16 protein-coding genes are annotated in these 19,362 nt (G+C 58.0%); 7 read left to right on the forward strand and 9 right to left on the reverse strand.

What is annotated here, in order from left to right; translation table 11 throughout:
* Positions 1–61: 61 nt before the first annotated feature.
* The 4 genes from SLH49_RS15235 to cysQ all read right to left on the reverse strand — a co-directional run bounded on the left by SLH49_RS15235 (position 62) and on the right by cysQ (position 3,721).
* Positions 62–1,099: a glycosyltransferase family 2 protein gene (locus SLH49_RS15235; RefSeq protein ID WP_320270019.1), complete on the reverse strand. Its 1,038-nt coding sequence runs from the start codon at positions 1,097–1,099 to the stop codon at positions 62–64.
* Between the two features lie 8 nt (positions 1,100–1,107).
* Positions 1,108–2,001 (reverse strand): UTP--glucose-1-phosphate uridylyltransferase, encoded by an 894-nt coding sequence (locus SLH49_RS15240; RefSeq protein WP_320239692.1) that lies wholly within the window; start codon positions 1,999–2,001, stop codon positions 1,108–1,110.
* 122 nt (positions 2,002–2,123) lie between these two features.
* Positions 2,124–2,924 carry a 3-deoxy-manno-octulosonate cytidylyltransferase gene (gene kdsB, locus SLH49_RS15245; RefSeq protein WP_320270020.1) on the reverse strand — a complete coding sequence of 267 codons (801 nt, stop codon included), beginning with the start codon at positions 2,922–2,924 and terminating at the stop codon, positions 2,124–2,126.
* Positions 2,924–3,721, reverse strand: coding sequence for a 3'(2'),5'-bisphosphate nucleotidase CysQ (gene cysQ, locus SLH49_RS15250; protein WP_320270021.1), 798 nt, complete (start codon positions 3,719–3,721; stop codon positions 2,924–2,926). Before cysQ ends, kdsB begins: the two co-directional genes overlap by 1 nt.
* A 124-nt stretch (positions 3,722–3,845) precedes the next feature.
* Between cysQ and SLH49_RS15255 the strand changes: the two genes are divergently transcribed.
* The 4 genes from SLH49_RS15255 to radC all read left to right on the forward strand — a co-directional run bounded on the left by SLH49_RS15255 (position 3,846) and on the right by radC (position 8,797).
* The gene (locus tag SLH49_RS15255) at positions 3,846–4,667 is read left to right on the forward strand and encodes an ABC transporter permease (RefSeq protein ID WP_320270022.1); all 822 of its coding nucleotides are present in this window, start codon (positions 3,846–3,848) and stop codon (positions 4,665–4,667) included.
* A 204-nt stretch (positions 4,668–4,871) separates the two neighbouring features.
* Entirely contained in the window at positions 4,872–6,782 is a 1,911-nt protein-coding gene (gene dnaK, locus SLH49_RS15260) for a molecular chaperone DnaK (RefSeq protein WP_320270023.1), read from the forward strand.
* A gap of 75 nt (positions 6,783–6,857) precedes the next feature.
* Positions 6,858–7,994, forward strand: a complete 1,137-nt coding sequence (gene dnaJ, locus SLH49_RS15265; RefSeq protein ID WP_320270024.1) for a molecular chaperone DnaJ — start codon at positions 6,858–6,860, stop codon at positions 7,992–7,994.
* Between the two features lie 41 nt (positions 7,995–8,035).
* Complete coding sequence (gene radC / locus SLH49_RS15270) at positions 8,036–8,797, forward strand: RadC family protein (RefSeq protein ID WP_320270025.1); 762 nt, start codon at positions 8,036–8,038, stop codon at positions 8,795–8,797.
* Between the two features lie 25 nt (positions 8,798–8,822).
* Here the strand turns inward: radC and SLH49_RS15275 are convergent, their stop codons facing one another.
* Both SLH49_RS15275 and secA read right to left on the reverse strand, forming a co-directional pair.
* On the reverse strand, positions 8,823–9,815 hold the full coding sequence (locus SLH49_RS15275; protein ID WP_320270026.1) for a hypothetical protein: 993 nt from the start codon (positions 9,813–9,815) through the stop codon (positions 8,823–8,825).
* A 100-nt stretch (positions 9,816–9,915) separates the two neighbouring features.
* Positions 9,916–12,624: a preprotein translocase subunit SecA gene (secA, locus tag SLH49_RS15280; RefSeq protein ID WP_320270027.1), complete on the reverse strand. Its 2,709-nt coding sequence runs from the start codon at positions 12,622–12,624 to the stop codon at positions 9,916–9,918.
* Positions 12,625–12,820: 196 nt separating this feature from the next.
* Here secA and SLH49_RS15285 point away from each other — a divergent pair, with 196 nt between their 5' ends.
* The 3 genes from SLH49_RS15285 to mutT are packed head-to-tail and all read left to right on the forward strand — an operon-like array spanning position 12,821 to position 15,279.
* Positions 12,821–13,663, forward strand: coding sequence for a peptidylprolyl isomerase (locus tag SLH49_RS15285; RefSeq protein ID WP_320270028.1), 843 nt, complete (start codon positions 12,821–12,823; stop codon positions 13,661–13,663).
* Between the two features lie 6 nt (positions 13,664–13,669).
* Positions 13,670–14,884 carry a bifunctional glutamate N-acetyltransferase/amino-acid acetyltransferase ArgJ gene (gene argJ / locus SLH49_RS15290; protein ID WP_320270029.1) on the forward strand — a complete coding sequence of 405 codons (1,215 nt, stop codon included), beginning with the start codon at positions 13,670–13,672 and terminating at the stop codon, positions 14,882–14,884.
* Positions 14,881–15,279 (forward strand): 8-oxo-dGTP diphosphatase MutT, encoded by a 399-nt coding sequence (mutT, locus tag SLH49_RS15295; protein WP_320270030.1) that lies wholly within the window; start codon positions 14,881–14,883, stop codon positions 15,277–15,279. The genes argJ and mutT overlap by 4 nt, the downstream gene beginning before the upstream one ends.
* Positions 15,280–15,569: 290 nt before the next feature.
* On the opposite strand, the gene SLH49_RS15300 is transcribed toward mutT, so the two are convergent.
* The 3 genes from SLH49_RS15300 to SLH49_RS15310 all read right to left on the reverse strand — a co-directional run bounded on the left by SLH49_RS15300 (position 15,570) and on the right by SLH49_RS15310 (position 19,350).
* Entirely contained in the window at positions 15,570–16,052 is a 483-nt protein-coding gene (locus SLH49_RS15300) for a hypothetical protein (protein ID WP_320270031.1), read from the reverse strand.
* Positions 16,053–16,237: 185 nt separating this feature from the next.
* Positions 16,238–18,721, reverse strand: coding sequence for a translation initiation factor IF-2 (gene infB / locus SLH49_RS15305; RefSeq protein ID WP_320270032.1), 2,484 nt, complete (start codon positions 18,719–18,721; stop codon positions 16,238–16,240).
* Complete coding sequence (locus SLH49_RS15310) at positions 18,718–19,350, reverse strand: RNA-binding protein (protein WP_320270033.1); 633 nt, start codon at positions 19,348–19,350, stop codon at positions 18,718–18,720. Before SLH49_RS15310 ends, infB begins: the two co-directional genes overlap by 4 nt.
* Positions 19,351–19,362 lie beyond the last annotated feature (12 nt).

The following is a 19,362-nucleotide window of genomic DNA, read 5'->3' on the forward strand; positions in this document are numbered from 1 at the left end:
AGCCGATATGACGTCGCAATTCCCAAAAGCGGCCAATTCCCGTTACTTGCACCCCGGCATATCAGACCCAAAGCCCTTTGGACATCAGTCCTAACGCAATCAACTGTTCGGTGCCCTCGTATCGTTGCGATGCAGGCGACCACAGATCCGGGCCTTCGGCGAGCTGCCGGTGATAATCCTGATAAAGATCACTATTCTCAAAGTGTTGACGGCGGGTAAGTTCTTCTGCCGACTTCTCGGCAATGTTGGGCAGAAACTTGGTATGAAGCAGTACACCCGTCGTTTTTGTGTCACCGTCCTTGTCAAAGACGTGGTTCAGGCGGCGCGGCAGCATCTGATGGGTTGAGCTAACATAGACATGCCGCCAATGCCAGCGGATCAGGGGTGTCTTGCTGAGCGTCGGCGCCTTTGCCGGCTCATCCGCGAAAAAGACACGCTCTCTTACCCCACCCTGGATCCAAAGGTTATCGTAAACCGGGTGTTGCTGGTGACGGTAACTGTCTGCATCAAACCAGTTGAGCTGTTTGGTTGGGTCATCACCCGGCGCATAATTAGCTTTGCCGAGCGGCCCCTTTGGATAGAGGTCCAGCATCAATGCGCCGAAAGAAACGGCACCCTCACCTTCAAGCCATGCTGTCAGCGCAGAAAGATCACGCTCCGCGCAGTGCGGATAAACCAGCAGTTCATCCGCATCCACCGTCAGGCACCAATGCCCGTGTCCGTATCGCCATTGCAGCCAACCGAGCCAGTCCATGCCAAAGCGGGACAGACGGTAGCTGTGCGCGGTGGTCCAAAGCGACACGTCGGGCTGATCAGCCAGATAGGCGGCAGTACCATCATCACTGCCGTTATCGACAATCAGGAAGTGCTGCACGCCCAGCGCACGGTAATGCTGCAAAAAGTACGGCAAGCGCAGCATCTCGTTGCGTATTGTCGAGAAGCAAAGGATGTGGTTCGGCGCAATCCCGGCGGTTCGGTCCACAGCATTGCTGATCTGATGGCGCTTGCGCCAGATCCGAAAGAGAAACCGGCGCCTTTTCCATCGCATCCGGTAGGCAAAAGTCGCCTCCGCCACCGGACCGCGATGGAAAGTCGTCATATCGGGTATTACTGCGCGGCCTGCCGTGTTGCGTGCAGCCCGGCGAGGTAATCCGACAACTCATCCCGCAGATCATCGCGGGCCAGTGCAAAGGCAACGGTCGCCTGCAAGAAGCCGGCCTTTGACCCGCAATCAAAACGCTGGCCGTCGAAGCGATAGCCATAGACACCACGACCAGCCACAATCTCATGCGCGATGGCGTCGGTCAGCTGGTACTCACCGCCAGCACCGCGGCCCAGATGATCAAAGTTGCAGAGGACGTTCGGGTTCAGGATGTAGCGGCCGATGACGGCAAGGTTCGATGGCGCGGCATCCTTGGCTGGTTTTTCCACCATGCCTTTGACCTTCATCACGGCACCGTCCTGGCTTTCGACATCCAGAACACCATAGGCCGAGATCTTTTCTGGCGGCACTTCCATCGCGGCAACCATCGCGCCGCCAGTTTCTTCATAAGCCTCGACCATCTGCTGGAGGCAGGGCTTTTCAGCGGCAATCAGATCGTCTGGCAGGATGACTGCAAAGGGCTCATTACCGATCAGCTTGCGGGCGCAAGACACCGCATGGCCCAGACCAAGGGGCTTGTGCTGGCGCAGATAGGCGATCGTGCCGCTATCCATGTTGGTGTTTTGCAGGATCTCCAGCAACTCGGTCTTGCCGGAGGCTTTCAGCGACGCCTCCAGGTCAGGCGCGTGGTCGAAATAGTCTTCAAGGGCGGACTTGCCGCGAGAGGTGACAAAGATGAAATCCTCGATCCCGGCGGCGCGCGCCTCGTCAATCGCGTATTGGATAAGTGGTCGGTCAACCAGTGTCATGATCTCTTTCGGGACCGACTTTGTCGCTGGCAGGAAGCGCGTGCCAAGGCCCGCGACGGGAAAAATCGCTTTGGTAACTCTTTTATGCATTGCAATGCCTTTCCTAGGATAATGCCACGCGATGTAGCGAGTTAACGCGACCATATTAAGTCAAAAAACATGTCAATCTGAATGGATTTCAGAAATTTGGTCGTAATTCCGCCAAATGCTTGTCAGGTCAGCCCAATCTGCACCATCATCGCCTCGATTTTCGGCACATCTTCAGGGTTGTTCAGCTCCCAGAACTGTCGCCCTCTGGCGGCAACTTCGACGCAGAGAACCGGGACACCACGCTCGACAAACCGCAGCTGCTCAAGGCCTTCAAGGCGTTCAAGCGGCCCCATTGGCCAGGCAGCGTAGGCGGCAAGGGCGTCGGGTCTGTAGGCATAAACACCAACATGGTGAAAGACCGGCGTATCTTCGCCGTCGGCATATGAAGGGCCGGTGAAGGGAATCACCTCTTTCGAGAAATAGAGCGCATTGTGATCGGCCCCGAACACCGCCGTCGTGCCGCCAACGCGCCCCGCCTGCCTGTCGGCGCGCAATGCGTTCAGTGTGGCGCCATCCGTGCGCAGGACCGGTGTTGCGACCCCGGATTGCGGCGCGGCACGTAATCCCGAAACAAGGTCTTCCACAAACCAGGCAGGGGTGAGTGGCGCATCGCCTTGCAGATTGACGACAATCTCAGCGTCTGCCGCCAAATTCGCCACAGCCTGCGCACAGCGTTCGGTGCCGTTCTGGCAGGTGGTGGAGGTCATCACGACCTCGGCGCCAAATTCCCGTGCGGCGTCCGCGATACGATCATCGTCGGTCGCAACAACCACGCGGTCGGCGCCCTGCACCTGCATCGCTGCCTCCCATGACCGCTGGACGAGGCTTTTGCGCTGCCCCGTCGCACCCTGCAGGGCGACCAGTGGCTTGCCCGGATACCGGGTGGACGCGTAGCGCGCAGGTATAACGATCAGCACTGACATCAGGCTTTTTCCAGCGCGACGCCTGGAGCGAGGGCAAGGAAGAACGGGTTTTCGAAGCCCGGTTTGCCATAGCCCAGTGGCGTATGATCATCGAAGCGCAAAACCGCGCCGCCGGCACCGGCCAAAACGGCGTGCCCAGCAGCCGTGTCCCACTCCATCGTGCGGCCCAGCCGCGGGTAGAAGTCGGCCTCACCTGCAGCGACAAGGCAGAATTTCAGCGACGAACCGGCACTTTTCATATCCGCGATCTTGTACTTCGCAGTGTAATCCTCGGTTGCTTGATCACGGTGCGATTTCGAGGCGACAATCAAAAGAGCATCGTTGTCGGGATCTGTGACGCGCAAGGGCTGTGTCGGACCAATGACCGCCTTATCCAAGGCACCCGTTTCCTCGACTGTGGCACCATCAGCACCCGTAAAGAACATCCGCCCGATTGCGGGCGCGTAAACCACCCCACGGATCGGTGAGCCGTCGTCTACATAGGCGATGTTGACGGTGAACTCGCCCCGGCGCTTGATGAACTCCTTCGTTCCGTCCAACGGGTCGACGATCAGGAAAGTCTGCACGTCCTGCCCATGAGACGCCGCCTGTTCCTCGGTCACAAGCGGGACGTCGGGAAATGCAGCACGCAATCCGGCACTGATTATGGCGTCGGCTGCCTCATCGGCTGCGGTAACGGGGCTGTCGTCGCTTTTGCTGCGCACCTCAAGATCATCGGCATTGTAGATGTCCATGATCGCATCGCCCGCCTCTAGCGCCAGGCGCCGCATAAGAGGGATGAGCCGCTCATAATCCATCCCATTGTCCCTATTGTTGAATTGACGCATTGCCGCCCTTATGGTGCCCCATCAATGGATCAGCAAGGATCGTGTGGCAGAAACGGCCATATCGGGCAAGGCCGGGCAAAACTAACAATAGCAGATGTTTGAACCAAAGACCCTAACAACACCAAGCCAGAGCTTCTGGAGCATGATCGACGTCATGTACCACACGATCGTGCGGAAAATCCGACAGGGACACCGCAACGCGGTTGTCGGCATCGCACTGGATGTGCTGCGCAGTATCGTGATGGTTTTGGCCTTCTTTGTCATTTTTCTGGTGTTGGGCCTACGCAGCTCACCCATCCGGGGCGACTTCCTATTGTTCATCATGACCGGCATCTTTGTCTACATGACGCATATCCGAGCGCTGACCGCGGTCGCCGGGGCCGAGGGGCCGACGGCCGCAATGATGAAACACGCTCCGATGAACACGCTGATCGCTATCGTCTCAGCTGCGTTTTCGGCCCTTTACACTCAGATCCTCGCCTTGGGGACCATCTTGGTTGTCTATCATATCGTGTTCACACCCATTACGATTGATCAGCCAGTCAACGCGATGGGCATGTTGTTGGTCGCCTGGTTCTCTGGCATCGCGGTTGGCACCGTGTTTTTGGCGGTCACCCCGTGGATCCCAGATTTCGGCCAACTGCTGCGTACCTTCTATGTGCGCGTGAACATGATCGCATCAGGCAAGATGTTTGTGGTGAACACCCTGCCCGCCAGCATGGTCGCCTTGTTTGACTGGAACCCGCTGTTTCACATCATCGACCAGATGCGCGGCTTTGTCTTTCTGCACTACAACCCCTTTGTCACGTCGATCATGTATCCGATCTATTTCTCGCTGGCGGTGCTAATGATTGGTATGCTGGGTGAATTCTTCACGCGCCGCAGCGTCTCGCTCAGCTGGTCGGCAGGACGTTAACAAAGGTTAAGGAGTGATGCCGTTTGGGCATGCTGCATTTCTTTGTTTTACAGGGCTTCGGACGCTTGCAGCCCCCAGATCCCGACCCTATATACCCAAAGATCGAGTTTCGGGGCATGGGACCCGGACGTAATCAACTTACTGGCGCGGGTGCCGCAATGGGTTCGCGCCTCTCAAACCGCCTGAAGTAGAGGGATTTGAAAAATGGCTAAAGTGATTGGCATCGACCTTGGAACGACCAACTCTTGTATCGCGATCATGGACGGCTCTGAGCCGCGTGTGATCGAAAACTCCGAAGGTGCACGCACAACACCTTCGATTGTCGCATTTACAGATGACGAGCGCCTCGTCGGCCAACCGGCCAAGCGTCAGGCCGTCACCAACCCAGAAAACACCATCTTTGCCGTCAAGCGCCTGATCGGGCGCCGGTTTGACGACAAGGATTTGTCGAAAGATAAAAAGAACATGCCGTTTGCAGTTGTCGATGGCGGCAACGGCGATGCATGGGTCGAAAGCAAGGGCGAGAAATACTCCCCATCCCAGATTTCCGCCTTCATCCTGGGCAAGATGAAGGAAACCGCCGAGACATATCTTGGCGAAGACGTCACGCAAGCCGTGATCACCGTCCCCGCCTATTTTAACGACGCCCAGCGTCAGGCCACGAAAGACGCCGGCAAGATCGCGGGCCTCGAAGTGCTGCGGATCATCAACGAACCGACAGCTGCTGCTTTGGCCTATGGTCTCGACAAGAAAGACAGCAAAACCATCGCTGTTTATGACCTTGGTGGCGGTACGTTCGACGTGACGATCCTTGAGATTGATGACGGCCTCTTCGAAGTGAAATCCACCAATGGTGACACGTTCCTGGGCGGTGAAGACTTTGACATGCGCATCGTCAATTACCTGGCCGATGAGTTCAAGAAAGAGAACTCCGTCGATTTGACACAAGACAAGATGGCGTTGCAGCGTCTGAAAGAAGCTGCTGAGAAAGCCAAGATCGAACTGTCTTCTTCTTCCAGCACCGAAATCAACCAGCCGTTTATCTCGATGGGATCAAACGGTCAGCCACTGCACATGGTCATGAAGCTGACCCGCGCGAAGCTGGAAAGCCTGGTTTCCGACCTGATCAAGCAGTCCATCAAGCCATGTAAAGACGCCATCAAGGATGCGGGCCTGTCGGTCAGCGACATTGATGAGGTGGTCCTGGTCGGCGGTATGACCCGCATGCCGAAGGTGAAGGAAGAAGTTGCGAAGTTCTTCGGCAAGGAAGCGCATCAGGGCGTGAACCCCGACGAAGTTGTCGCCATGGGTGCGGCCATTCAGGCCGGTGTTCTGCAGGGTGACGTGAAAGACGTCGTTCTTTTGGACGTGACGCCACTGTCGCTCGGCATCGAAACGCTTGGTGGTGTCTTCACCCGCCTGATCGACCGCAACACGACGATCCCGACGAAGAAGTCTCAGGTCTTCTCGACCGCCGAAGACAACCAGAACGCCGTGACGCTGCGCGTGTTCCAGGGTGAGCGTGAGATGGCCGCCGACAATAAGATGCTCGGTCAATTCAACCTCGAAGACATCCCGCCTGCCCCACGTGGCATGCCGCAGATTGAGGTGACCTTTGACATTGACGCCAACGGCATTGTCGAGGTCGGCGCCAAGGACAAAGGCACCGGCAAGGAGCAGAAGATCACGATCCAGGCCTCTGGCGGTCTGTCGGAGGAGGATATCGAAGCGATGGTCAAGGACGCCGAGGCAAATGCCGAGGCCGACAAGGAACGTCGCGAACTGGTCGATGCCAAGAATCAGGCAGAAAGCCTGATCCACTCGACCGAAAAGTCGATGGAAGAGCATTCCGACAAGGTCGACCCAACCACGATCGAAGCCATCGAACTGGCCATTGCTGCGCTGAAAGATGATCTGGAAGCCGACGATGCGAAGGCCGAGAAGATCAAGTCTGGCATCCAGAACGTGACTGAAGCCGCGATGAAGCTGGGTGAAGCCATCTACAAGGCGCAACAAGAGGAAGAAGGCGAAGCCGAGCCCGAAGCCAGCGCTGCCGATGACGACATCCTTGATGCCGATTTCGAAGACCTGGACGACGACAAGCGTGACAATTAAGGCGGCACGCCATTAAGGAATTAGACCGGCCCGGCTGAAGGGTCGGTCTTTTCCTTTCCCAAGGGGGAAAGTATCATGGCTAAACGTGACTATTACGAAGTTTTGGGTGTTGCCAAAGGTGCTGACGCCGCAGCGATCAAAAAGGCCTATCGCCAGAAAGCGAAAGAGCTGCACCCGGACCGCAATGCCGACAATCCAGACGCCGAAGCGCAGTTCAAAGAAGCGAACGAGGCTTACGAGGTCCTGAAGGACGCTGATAAGAAGGCGGCCTATGACCGCTTTGGCCATGCCGCGTTTGAAAACGGCATGGGCGGCGGGCGTGGCGGCCAGCAAGGCGACTTTGCCAGCGCATTCTCTGACGTCTTTGATGACCTTTTCGGTGACTTCATGGGCGGCGGGCGCGGTGGAGGACGCCGCAGCGGCGCACAGCGCGGCAATGACCTGCGCTACAACCTGCGCATCAATCTCGAAGACGCATTTGCCGGTCTGCAAAAGACGATCACGGTGCCGACGGCCGTTGGCTGCACCGCATGTAACGGTACTGGTGCTGAAGGCGGGTCAGAGCCGCAGACGTGCCCCACCTGTAACGGCATGGGCAAAGTCCGCGCGCAGCAGGGCTTCTTTACCGTCGAACGCACTTGCCCGACCTGTAACGGGCTGGGTCAGATCATCAAAGACCCTTGCCGTGTCTGCGGTGGCGCTGGACGTGTCGAAAAAGAGAAATCGCTCTCGGTCAACATCCCCGCCGGTGTTGAAACCGGCACGCGTATTCGCCTTGCTGGTGAGGGTGAGGCAGGCATGCGCAGTGGGCCAACCGGTGATCTTTACATCTTTATTGAGGTCAACGATCACGCGCTTTTCGAACGTGAGAACACCAATCTGTTCTGTCGTGTGCCGGTCTCCATCGCCACGGCCGCGCTGGGTGGCGAGATCGAAGTCCCCACTATCGATGGTGGGCGCAGCCGGGTGAAAGTGCCCGAAGGTTCGCAATCCGGGCGACAGATGCGCTTGCGCGGCAAAGGCATGCCAGCTTTGCGCGGCGGTCAGTTGGGCGACATGTTCATTGAACTGGCTGTCGAAACACCGGTGAAACTGACGGCCAGGCAGCGCGAAATCTTGCGCGAGTTCGACAAGCTGAGCGAGGACAACAATCCGCAAGGCTCAAGCTTTTTTGCATCGGTGAAAAGCTTCTGGGACTCGATGAAGAGTTAGTGTTAACGGCAAAGTAACCAAAGTGACGGCAAGCTGAGCCCATGTCTCAGTTTGCCGAAACAAGAAACCTGTTTGCTGATCTTGATGAAGTGGACGAGTTCGCAGCACTGTCAAGCGGCAAACCCCCATCTTACATCCGTGATCACCGCAAACGCTTGCGCGAGCGGTTTCTCAACGGCGGTGCATCTGCTGTTCCCGATTATGAACTGCTTGAACTCGTCCTTTTTCGTGCGATCCCACGGCAAGACGTCAAGCCGCTGGCGCGCCGCTTGATCGACCAATTCGGAGATTTCAATCGTGTTCTCTCAGCGCCGATCACCCAATTGCGGCAAGTCGACGGTGTCGGGGATGCTGTGGCTGTTGAGCTCAAAATTGTGGAGGCTGCGGCCCACAGGCTCGCCCGCGCGAAGGTCATGCAACGGCATGTTGTTTCTAGCTGGGACGCCTTGCTGGATTACTGCCACACCACCATGGCGCATCTGACGACCGAACAGTTTCGCATTCTGTTTTTGGACACAAAGAACGCCGTGATCGCAGATGAAGAACAGGCCCAAGGCACAGTGGATCACGTGCCAGTTTATCCGCGCGAAGTCGTCAAGCGGGCGCTGGAGCTAAATGCCGCGTCGCTCATCCTTGTCCACAACCACCCTTCCGGCGATCCAACCCCTTCAGAGGCCGACATTCAGATGACGCGGCAGATCACTTCAGCTGCTAAGGCGCTGGGGATCACGGTGCATGATCACCTGATCATCGGAAAAGCCTGTGAGCTCAGTTTTCGTGCACGGGGGTTGTTTGACGCCTAAATCGTCTATGGGGAATCTGAGGCTGCTAACGCCAGGCGAGCGCGAAGTCCTTGAACTGATCCTCAAGCACCACCACCTGATCAACCGCATCGCAACTTGGCAGCCCCGCACTGATCTGGCGCGTCTGTAGCGGGCCGCCCATGGAGGTCTGGATCGTCTTTGTGTCGACCTCGCGGCCGCAATTATCTTCGGTGACGGCAACGCTCAACTGAAGGATCGTCTGAGATGTCGACCGATCATGGCCCGCTGGATAGGTGTAAACCTCTGCCAGCCGCGGCGTGTCGGCTTCCATTGTGCCAAGGCGCAAGACAAAACCCTGCTCGCCCGCAACAGCATCCTCTGCATCATGGACAGAGGCTGACCAGACATGCCCTGCATCGCCAATGGATGCGCCATCCTCTAAGGCGTGAAGCTGCAAGTTGTATTGCCCATCCCATTGCAGAATAGCCCGGTCGTAGATGCGCACATCAGGCACTTCGACTGAAACGCGGGCATGCTCTACGTTCTCAAAAAGCGCTGCAAAAGTTGCTTCAACCGCAAGCGCTGGGACCACTAAAGAAGCCACACCTTCATCATCGGTGCGCGCTGTAAAGGCCAAGGCTTCGTGCCGCAGCATGAAATCGGTGTCCTCATGACACGGCGACATAAGGTAGAGCGATACCATCGCCGCCTCTTCCGGGGCTGCCCGGAGCGTCGCGGTGCACCCTTGGATGGGCGTTGCCAAAATGGTCCCCATTTCAGGCACCGCAAACTCGGCATAGACGGCATCAACTGGCAGCACGGTTTGTTGGCTCGCCCGATGGTCAAGCGGTGTTGTCACAACATCGGGCACCCCAAAAACAGCATCGCCGGCGCTGTTTTTCGGCAGCGTCATTACACGGACCGATTTGAGGTCTTGTCGTTCAACCGGCTCGGCAGCAGTCGCGGTCTGCTCTTGACCGGCTTGCATCACAAAGCCGACCCCAAAGGCGATAGATAGTGTCATTGCAGCCGTCTTGATGGTACTCAAACGCGACATCCCCAGCTCCGTTGTCCGCCCCATCACCGAAGACTGGAAAAAAACGGTGACGCCAGAAGGACAACCCGATGACCTTAGCGTGTTTGAATGATGTCATCAATCAGGCAAGACGCCCGTGGCAATGCTTGAACTTCTTGCCGGACCCGCAAGGGCACGGATCGTTACGCCCCGGCTTGCCCCAGGTATCAGGGTTATTTTCATCAAACCCTTCAATGGCCGGGCCAGCTTTGACAGTCGAAGAACCGGGCGCTGCTGCGGCAGCGGCCGCCGCCGCAGCCGCCGCTTGCTGCTGGCGGATCTGGGCGATCATCTGTTCCTGCTCTTCTTTTGACATGGGCCGGATCTGCGACAGCTTCTTGGTCACATCCGACCGCAATCCATCAAGCAACCGCTCGAACAACAGGAACCCCTCGGTCTTGTATTCGTTCAGAGGATCGCGCTGCGCATATCCGCGGAAGCCGACAACTGAACGCAAATGTTCGAGCGTCAAAAGGTGTTCGCGCCATTTGGCATCAATCGTTTGCAACAGAAGCTGCTTTTCGACGCTGCGCATGGTCTGATCACCAAAGGCCTCGGCTTTTTCCGCCATGAACTTGTCGGCCGCCTCTTCCAGACGCTCCCGGATGTCGTCATCATCAACGCCTTCTTCGGCAGCCCAGCCCACAACGGGGGCGTCGAGGCCCAGAACGTCCTGCACATCCTGCTGAAGTGTTTCGGTATCCCATTGATCCGCATAGCTTTTCGGCGGCATGTATTGATCGACCAAATCATCAATGACCTGGTCGCGCATGTCCTTGACGATATCAGACAGGTCCTGTGCCTCCATGATATCGCGGCGCTGGGAAAAGATGACTTTCCGCTGATCGTTCATCACATCGTCGAATTTTAGAAGCTGTTTGCGGATGTCGAAGTTGCGGCCTTCAACCTTAGCCTGCGCGCGTTCGAGCGACTTGTTCACCCATGGGTGTACAATCGCTTCACCCTCTTGCATGCCCAGACCCGACAGCACCTTGTCGAGCCGTTCGGACCCGAAGATGCGCATCAGATCATCCTCTAAGGAAAGGAAGAACGACGACCGTCCGGGGTCACCCTGACGGCCCGAACGGCCACGCAACTGGTTGTCGATCCGGCGGCTTTCATGACGTTCCGTGGCCAGCACGAAAAGCCCCCCGGCATCCTTGACCGCCTGCTCATCGCTCTCATGCTCTGCTTCGATGCGCGCGCGGATCGCCGCATGATCGCCATCGGGATCGCTGGCAATGGCCTCAAGTACCTTGAACTCCACGTTGCCGCCCAGCTTGATGTCGGTGCCGCGGCCAGCCATGTTTGTGGCAATAGTTACGGCGTTCAGCTTACCTGCATCCGCAATGATCTGCGCCTCTTGTTCGTGCTGCCGAGCGTTCAGCACGTTAAAGGTGATTCCCTCCGATTTCAGCAAATCAGCGAGATATTCAGACTTCTCGATCGATGTTGTGCCGACAAGGATTGGTTGGCCAGTCGCATGCGCCTCTTTGATCTCTTCGACAATTCCTTCGAACTTTTCCTTGGCGGTGCGGTAAACCTGATCATCCTCATCGATCCGGGCAATGGGGCGGTTCGTTGGCACCTCAACTACGCCGAGGCCGTAAATCTCTTGAAATTCGTCAGCCTCAGTCACGGCTGTCCCGGTCATCCCGCCCAGTTTGTCATAAAGTCGGAAGTAGTTCTGAAACGTCACAGAGGCGAGCGTCACATTCTCAGGCTTGATCGACACGCCCTCTTTCGCCTCAACGGCCTGGTGCAAGCCGTCTGACAAGCGGCGCCCAATCATCATGCGTCCGGTAAATTCATCGATCAGCACAATTTCATCGTCACGCACAATGTAGTCCTTGTCGCGCGTATAAAGCTTGTGCGCACGCAGCGCCTGATTGACGTGATGAACCAGCGTTGTGCTTTCAGGGTCGTAAAGCGTCTGACCTTCAGGCAGCAGTTCGGCCTCGGTCAGCTTCAATTCCAGATAGTCGTTCCCGTCATCAGTGAAGGTGACCTGCCGCGTCTTTTCGTCGAGTTCAAAATGCTCTTCAGAGATATCGGGAACGATCTTGTCGATTTTGGCGTACATCTCGCTGCGGTCCTGCGCGGGGCCAGAGATGATGAGCGGCGTGCGTGCTTCGTCAATCAAGATCGAATCCACCTCATCGACAATCGCGAAGTTGTGGTCGCGCTGATACATCTGGCTCAACTCGGACTTCATGTTGTCGCGTAGATAGTCAAAGCCAAGCTCGTTATTCGTGGCATAGGTCACGTCGCAAGCATAAGCTTCCATCTTTTCGGCATCAGGCTGTTGTGGAACCACAACACCGGTGGTCATACCAAGCGCGCTGTAGACATTGCCCATCCATTCCGCGTCCCGACGGGCAAGATAGTCGTTCACCGTCACGATATGCACGCCCTTGCCGGTCAGCGCGTTCAGGTAGGCCGGGAAGGTCGCGACAAGCGTCTTGCCTTCACCCGTTTTCATTTCAGAGATATTGCCCTGATGCAGGAAAATCCCGCCCATCAGCTGCGTATCAAAGGCACGCAGGCCCAGCGCGCGTTTGGCAGCCTCGCGGCAATTGGCGAAGGCTTCGGGCAAAAGCGCATCGAGGCTCTCACCTTTCATTGCCCGCGTTGCCAGGTCTTCGGTCTTTTGTTTGATATCCTCGTCAGACAGCGCCTCAAACTCGGGCTCCAGCGCATTGATCTGTGCAACCAGTGGACGGACGGCTTTGACCTTACGGTCATTCGCGCTGCCAAAAACCTTTTTGGCGATCGTTCCGATACCCAGCATATTCTCTCCGGCGGTGCGTCACACACCTGTCTGACATCTATTTGAGAGGAGGTCGCTTGTAGGCCTGTGACAGGCCACATAGAAAGGGCCAGAAATACATAGCGCTTCGACCTCCTCAAGGCATTCATGGGATGTAAGGGGCCGTTTCTACCGTGTCAACGCCGCGCACAAGCGTGGCCAATCAAGGGATCGTTTAATGCTGAAACAAGTTACAGGTCTGGGTGCTGCAACGGCCATTTTGCTGGCCGCGACAAGCACTTTTGCGCAGGATGTGACCGCCGATACGGTTGTGGCCACAGTGGGTGAAACCGAGATTACGTTGGGTGAAGTCATCATCGCGCGCACCAACCTGCCACCGCAATATGCGCAATTCCCGAATGAGGTTCTGTTCGATGGGCTTGTTGATCAGTTGATCCAGCAACAGCTTCTTGCTGATTCCGCATCAAGCGTCTCGCCCCGGATCGACTATACACTGCTGAATGAACGGCGCGCCCTGGTGGCCAATAGCGTGATTACCGAAATCGCTGAGACTTCCGTGACCGAAGAAGACATTCAAGCGCTCTACGATGAACGCTTTGCCGATGCCGAGGAAGTGCCGGAATTCCGTGCCTCGCATCTTTTGGTGGATACAGAAGAAGAGGCGGCCGCCGCCAAAGCGCGCATTGATGAAGGGCAGGCATTCGCCGATGTCGCCCGCGATGTCTCGACCGGCCCAACGGGCCCGAATGGGGGTGATCTCGGTTGGTTTGGCGAAGGTGCGATGGTGCCGGAGTTCGAAGAGGCCATCACGTCGCTTGAAGTTGGCGGTGTCTCCGAGCCGTTTGAAACGCAGTTCGGATGGCATGTGGCAACGCTCGTAGAGAAGCGCGTGCAACCGCAGCCCACTCTCGATCAGACCCGTCGCCAGTTAACCGCTGAGTTGCAAGAGGTCGCGGTGACAGCACGTCTGGAAGAGCTCGCGGCAGCGCAGGACGTGGTCAAGCCCGAGGCTGGCGCGTTTGATCCCAACCTCATCGACAGTATCGACCTTCTGGACTGAGCCAGCATGGCCATGTCACCACTGGCGCCGGATCGGTTTCCGGACCTTCCAGAGATCGCGGGCGTGACGTTTGCAACAGTTGCGGCAGGAGTCAAATACGCGGGCCGCGATGACGTGATGCTGGCCATGTTGGCCCCGGGCACTGCTGTGGCGGGCGTATTCACACGTTCGGCCACGCGGTCCGCACCCGTGCTGGATTGTCAGGCCAAGCTGGGCGGTGACCCATCCGCAGCTGCTGCCATCTTGGTGAATTCCGGCAATGCCAACGCCTTTACAGGCAAGAACGGCACCAACGCCACCTCTGCGGTTGTTGACGCCGTTACGACTGTCACGGGCGTGCCCACCGCGCGCGTTTTCACGGCATCCACCGGTGTGATTGGCGAACCCCTGCCCCATGATCGGATCACCGCAAATCTGCAGGACCTCTCTGATCGTCAATCCGCAGGCGCCATTGCAGACGCCGCCCGTGCGATCATGACCACTGACACGTTCCCCAAGGGTGCGAGCGCGACGGTCGAGATCGACGGCGAGACCGTGACCATCGCAGGCATCGCCAAGGGCTCTGGCATGATCGCGCCGGATATGGCGACGATGCTGGTCTACATCTTCACCGATGCGCAGATCGGCCAGGCTGAACTGCAGGGCATGGTGGCCTCGCATAACGCGAAGACATTCAACTGCATCACAGTTGATAGCGATACGTCCACCTCAGACACGTTGCTTGTCGCAGCAACGGGCCGGTCAGGCGTGGATGTCACCGGCAACGCGGCGTTCAGCGCCGCCCTGCATCGGGTTATGCTGGACCTCGCACATCAGGTCGTCCGCGACGGCGAGGGGGCCACGAAGTTTGTCACGGTCGAGGTCACGGGCGCCGAGCATGACACAGACGCACATCAGGTGGCCATGGCCATCGCCAACTCCCCGCTCGTCAAAACGGCCATTGCGGGTGAGGATGCCAATTGGGGCCGCATTGTCATGGCGGTCGGGAAATCGGGGGCAGCGGCGGACCGCGACAGGCTGACCATCCGGATTGGGGACATCACGGTTGCCGAAAACGGCTGGCGCGCGCCGGATTATTCGGAAGAGGCCGCGAGCGCTTACATGAAGAACGCCGAACTCGAAATCGGTGTGGACCTGGGGCTGGGCACCGGGACAAGCACCGTTTGGACCTGCGATCTGACCCACGGCTACATCAGCATCAACGCGGATTACCGGTCATGAAGACGGTGCTGGTCTCTGCCGTGGCGCTGATCGACCCCGACGGGCGAGTCTTGCTCGCGCAACGCCCGGAAGGCAAATCCATGGCCGGTCTGTGGGAATTCCCCGGCGGCAAGGTCGAACTGGGTGAAACGCCCGAAGCCGCTCTGATCCGCGAATTGCAAGAGGAATTGGGCATTGATACCTGGGCCTCGTGCCTGGCCCCGCTCACTTTCGCCAGCCACTCCTACACCGACTTCCACCTGCTGATGCCGCTCTTCGCCTGCCGCAAATGGGAGGGCACGCCGACGTCGCGCGAAGGGCAGACCCTGAAATGGGTCAAACCCAACTCGCTGCGCGATTATCCGATGCCCGCGGCCGACATTCCGCTCATCCCCATCTTGCGAGACTGGCTCTAACGGAAGCCTAGATCGGGCAATCATCTGCCGACCTGAATGTCTCACCTGGGTCGCTCGCGACGCCGTGCAAAAACAAATCAGCATAGCAATCGCTGTCCCAGCCGTCGTAGACCCGATCATAGAATGAGCCATTGCCCGTGTTTTTGGGTGGGCATGCCAATGCTTATCGACACCTGAAAATGGACGAAAGGGCAAAGATGACCGAGGCCAATCCCGCGAGTGACAGAAAGGTCGATAAGCCGCGCATGTCTGTTTCCTATGTTTTGAAATCTAATGATTGGATTTGGCCGCTAGGCGTCCTGCAATCGCAGGGCCACGGCGCCAACGATCATGATCAAGAAACCCAGCCCGATACGGCGCAAACCGTAGATGAGCGTATCTCTGGGTTGCGCATCCACATAAGCAGGGACCGATGCCAGCGATAACACCGTCAGCGCATTTCCGACCCTTTCTTCGTGCCAATCATGATAACCAACGGGTGCCAGCGCCTCGATGACATTACCATCGACAGTGTATCTGACCGTAAGGAAGTAGTCATAAAAGTAAGTTCGCGGACTGCGCACCTTGTAGCCATTGACGGATATACTTTCCACGCGCACAGGGCGTCCACTGTTAGTCGGACGATCGATATGTTTGTCAATGATTGTAGCCTCTACCTGCGTGCCAGAGAGCCAGATGCGCCCTCCATCGTAAACCGTCTTTACGTTCGCGACGGCGATCCCAAGACCGACCACGATGATCAATACGCAAAACAGTCTACCAAGCAAACCCATCCGAGATCCCTCCTTCTTGACAGGTAGGCTATTCCGCAAGAGTCCTATTGGCAGGGGAATGATTGTGCCAACTTCCCCTTTTTGGCTGCCTTGGGCCACTTTGCGTTAACACCCTGCGATTTCAGAGGTAAAAAGGCGGCCCAATGGACCGCCTTCCAGATAAAAGCTCGGTGAAACCCGCGCGACTAAAGCTCGCGCTCGACCTCTTCACGCTCGAATATTTCGATGACGTCTTCGGGGCGAATGTCATCGTAGTTTTCAAACGCCATACCGCATTCCTGACCGGACTGCACCTCTGGTACCTCGTCCTTGAAACGCTTGAGCGTTTTCAGCGTGCCTTCATGGATCACCACGTTGTCGCGCAACAGACGCACACCGGCGGAGCGGCGGGCGACACCTTCGGTGACGATACAACCCGCGACTTTGCCGACATTGGAGACCTTGAAGACCTCTTTGATCTCGGCATAACCGATGAAGTTTTCCTTGATCTCGGCAGACAGCAGGCCAGAGGCTGCTTTCTTCACATCGTCCACAAGGTCGTAGATCACCGAATAATAGCGGATTTCGACACCCTTCTGGTTCGCCGTATTCCGGGCCGACGCATTCGCACGCACGTTAAAGCCAAAGACCGGGGCGCTTGAGGCTTCGGCAAGGCCGATATCCGTCTCGGTAATCGCACCGACACCGGAATGCAGCACGCGCACGCGCACCTCTTCGTTGCCGATTTTTTCCATCGCCTGCACGATCGCTTCGGCAGAACCCTGCACGTCGGCTTTCACGAGGATGGGCAACTCGCTGACATTCTCATCCGCCTTGGCATTCGCCATCAGCTGCTCCAGCGTGGTCGCAGCACCGGCAGCGGCGCGTTTTTCCTTCGCCGCCTTTTCACGGTATTCAGCGATTTCACGCGCCTGCGCATCGGTCTCGACCACGTTAAGGACGTCGCCCGCTTCGGGCGTGCCGTTCAGGCCCAGCACCTCAACCGGCACGGACGGACCAGCCTCTTTCACGCGCTCGCCCTTGTCATTGATCAGCGCACGGACTTTCCCGTGCTGCTCACCCACCACAAAGATATCGCCCTGACGCAAAGTACCTGTCTGAACAAGCACGGTGGCAACAGGCCCACGGCCAACGTCCAACTGCGCCTCGATCACGGCACCTTCGGCGGCGCGATCAGGGTTGGCTTTCAGTTCTAGGATTTCCGCCTGCAGCGCAATCGCCTCAAGCAGATCGTCAAGGCCCTGACCGGTGATGGCCGAGACTTCAACATCCTGCACATCGCCGGACATCTTTTCGACGATGACTTCGTGCTGCAAGAGGTCTGTGCGGACCTTGTCGGGGTTCGCTTCGGGTTTATCGATCTTGTTGATTGCCACGATCATCGGCACTTCCGCCGCCTTGGCGTGATTGATCGCCTCAATCGTCTGCGGCATGACCGCGTCGTCAGCGGCTACGACAAGCACGACGATATCCGTCACCTGCGCCCCGCGAGAGCGCATAGAGGTAAACGCGGCGTGGCCCGGCGTATCAAGGAAAGACAATACCGCCCCGCTATCTGTTTTCACCTGATAGGCGCCGATATGCTGGGTGATCCCACCCGCCTCACTCGCCACAACTTTCGCATTGCGGATCGCATCCAAGAGCGAGGTTTTCCCGTGGTCAACGTGCCCCATGATCGTGATGATCGGCGGACGCCCTTTGAGGTCTTCTGGCTTGTCTTCGACCGCCTGAATGACGTCCTCAACATCGGCATCGGAAACGCGGACGACCGTGTGCCCGAACTCTTCAATGATCAGTTCCGCCGTGTCAGCATCAATCGTCTGGTTTTGCGTCGCCATGATGCCGTTGGTCATCAGAGCCTTTACAACATCGGCCACACGCTCGGTCATGCGGTTAGCGAGTTCAGATACGGTGATCGCCTCTGGCAGGGCCACCTCGCGATACACCTTTTCACGCTCAGCGGAGACACCCATCGCCTTCGCGCGGGCCTTGTCCTGCTTGCGCTTCATCGCCGCCATAGAGCGTTGGCGGCCGCCATCACGACCAGAGAGCGCGTCATTCAGCGTCAGCTTGCCAGAGCGACGGCCATCGTCAGAACGACCCGGTTTGGCCTTGTTGCCGCGATCCGTCTTGGTCTCGCGCTCGCGCTCGACCTTGGCGCGGGTCGGGCGATCAACAGCCGTTTCACCTGGCACTGCTGCAGCGGCGGGGGGCGCATCAGCGGCGGCCTTTTTGCGGGCGGCTTCCGCCTTTTTGCGCTCTTCTTCCTCGGCCTTAGCCTTGGCGCGTTCCTCGCGGGCGCGATCCTCAGCTTCTTTCGCCTCGATTTCGGCCCGGCGCGCGGCACGCTCTTCTTCACGCGCCTTTTCCTCGGCCGCGCGTTTGGCGGCCTCTTCGGCCTCGCGCGCCTTCGCCATGGCCAGCGCCTTCATCCGGCGTTCCAGCTCGGCATCAGAGATACCAGCGGGCCGCTTTGAAGGGTCCCCGCCTACAGGCGCCGCACGCCCGCCGGCCGCGGGTTTCGCCGCACCCGGCTTAGGCACCACAACGCGCTTGCGCTTGGTTTCTACCACGACGTTCTTGGTCCGCCCGTGGCTAAAGCTTTGCTTCACGTTACTTGGACGTGAACCACCCAGACCCAGAGTTTTTTTGCCGTCGTTATCGCTCATCTAGCTTCTTTATCCTTCCCGGAGGCCCCATCGCCCCCGTCACTTTCGCGTAAACCGCGCAGCTTTGTGGCTTCCTCTACAACACGATTGCTGAGTCCACCAGTGGCAAGCGCGCCATGTATCACAGTTTGCCGCCCAAATGCCAAACCCAATTCGGTTGACGTCAGGCAGCCGAAATATCGCGCCCCTTCTGGCGTCCAAAGCTTTGTCTTCCCGCGCTCTGACCCGTCAGAGGCCTGCACCAGAACGCGGACTTGCTCGCCGCCAGCGAGCCAGCCCTTGACCTTCTCGAACCCGCAGACGGCCAAACCGGCCTTTCGGGCAAGCGCGATCAGGTCCACGACGCGGCGCGCCAACTGCTCTTCGACCAGCTCGGCCAGATTATCCGGCACGGTCACGGCCTGTTTGGCTGACCGCGCGAACTGGCCTTTTTTGGCCTGATCCAGCACCGCCCGGTCTGCCGTCACATACATGCCGCGGCCCGGCAATTTGTTCAGCACATCAGGCACGACCTGATTGTCTGGGCCCACGACAAACCGGATCAGCCCGGCCTTTGGCTGCACCTCACCCGTGACGATGCACTTGCGCGCAGGCTCGCCGCGTTCCTTGTTATGGCCGCCCCGTGCCATCTGTCGCCCTGT

The sequence above is a fragment of the Cognatiyoonia sp. IB215446 genome (assembly GCF_033963825.1).
Classification (GTDB): Bacteria; Pseudomonadota; Alphaproteobacteria; order Rhodobacterales; family Rhodobacteraceae; genus Yoonia.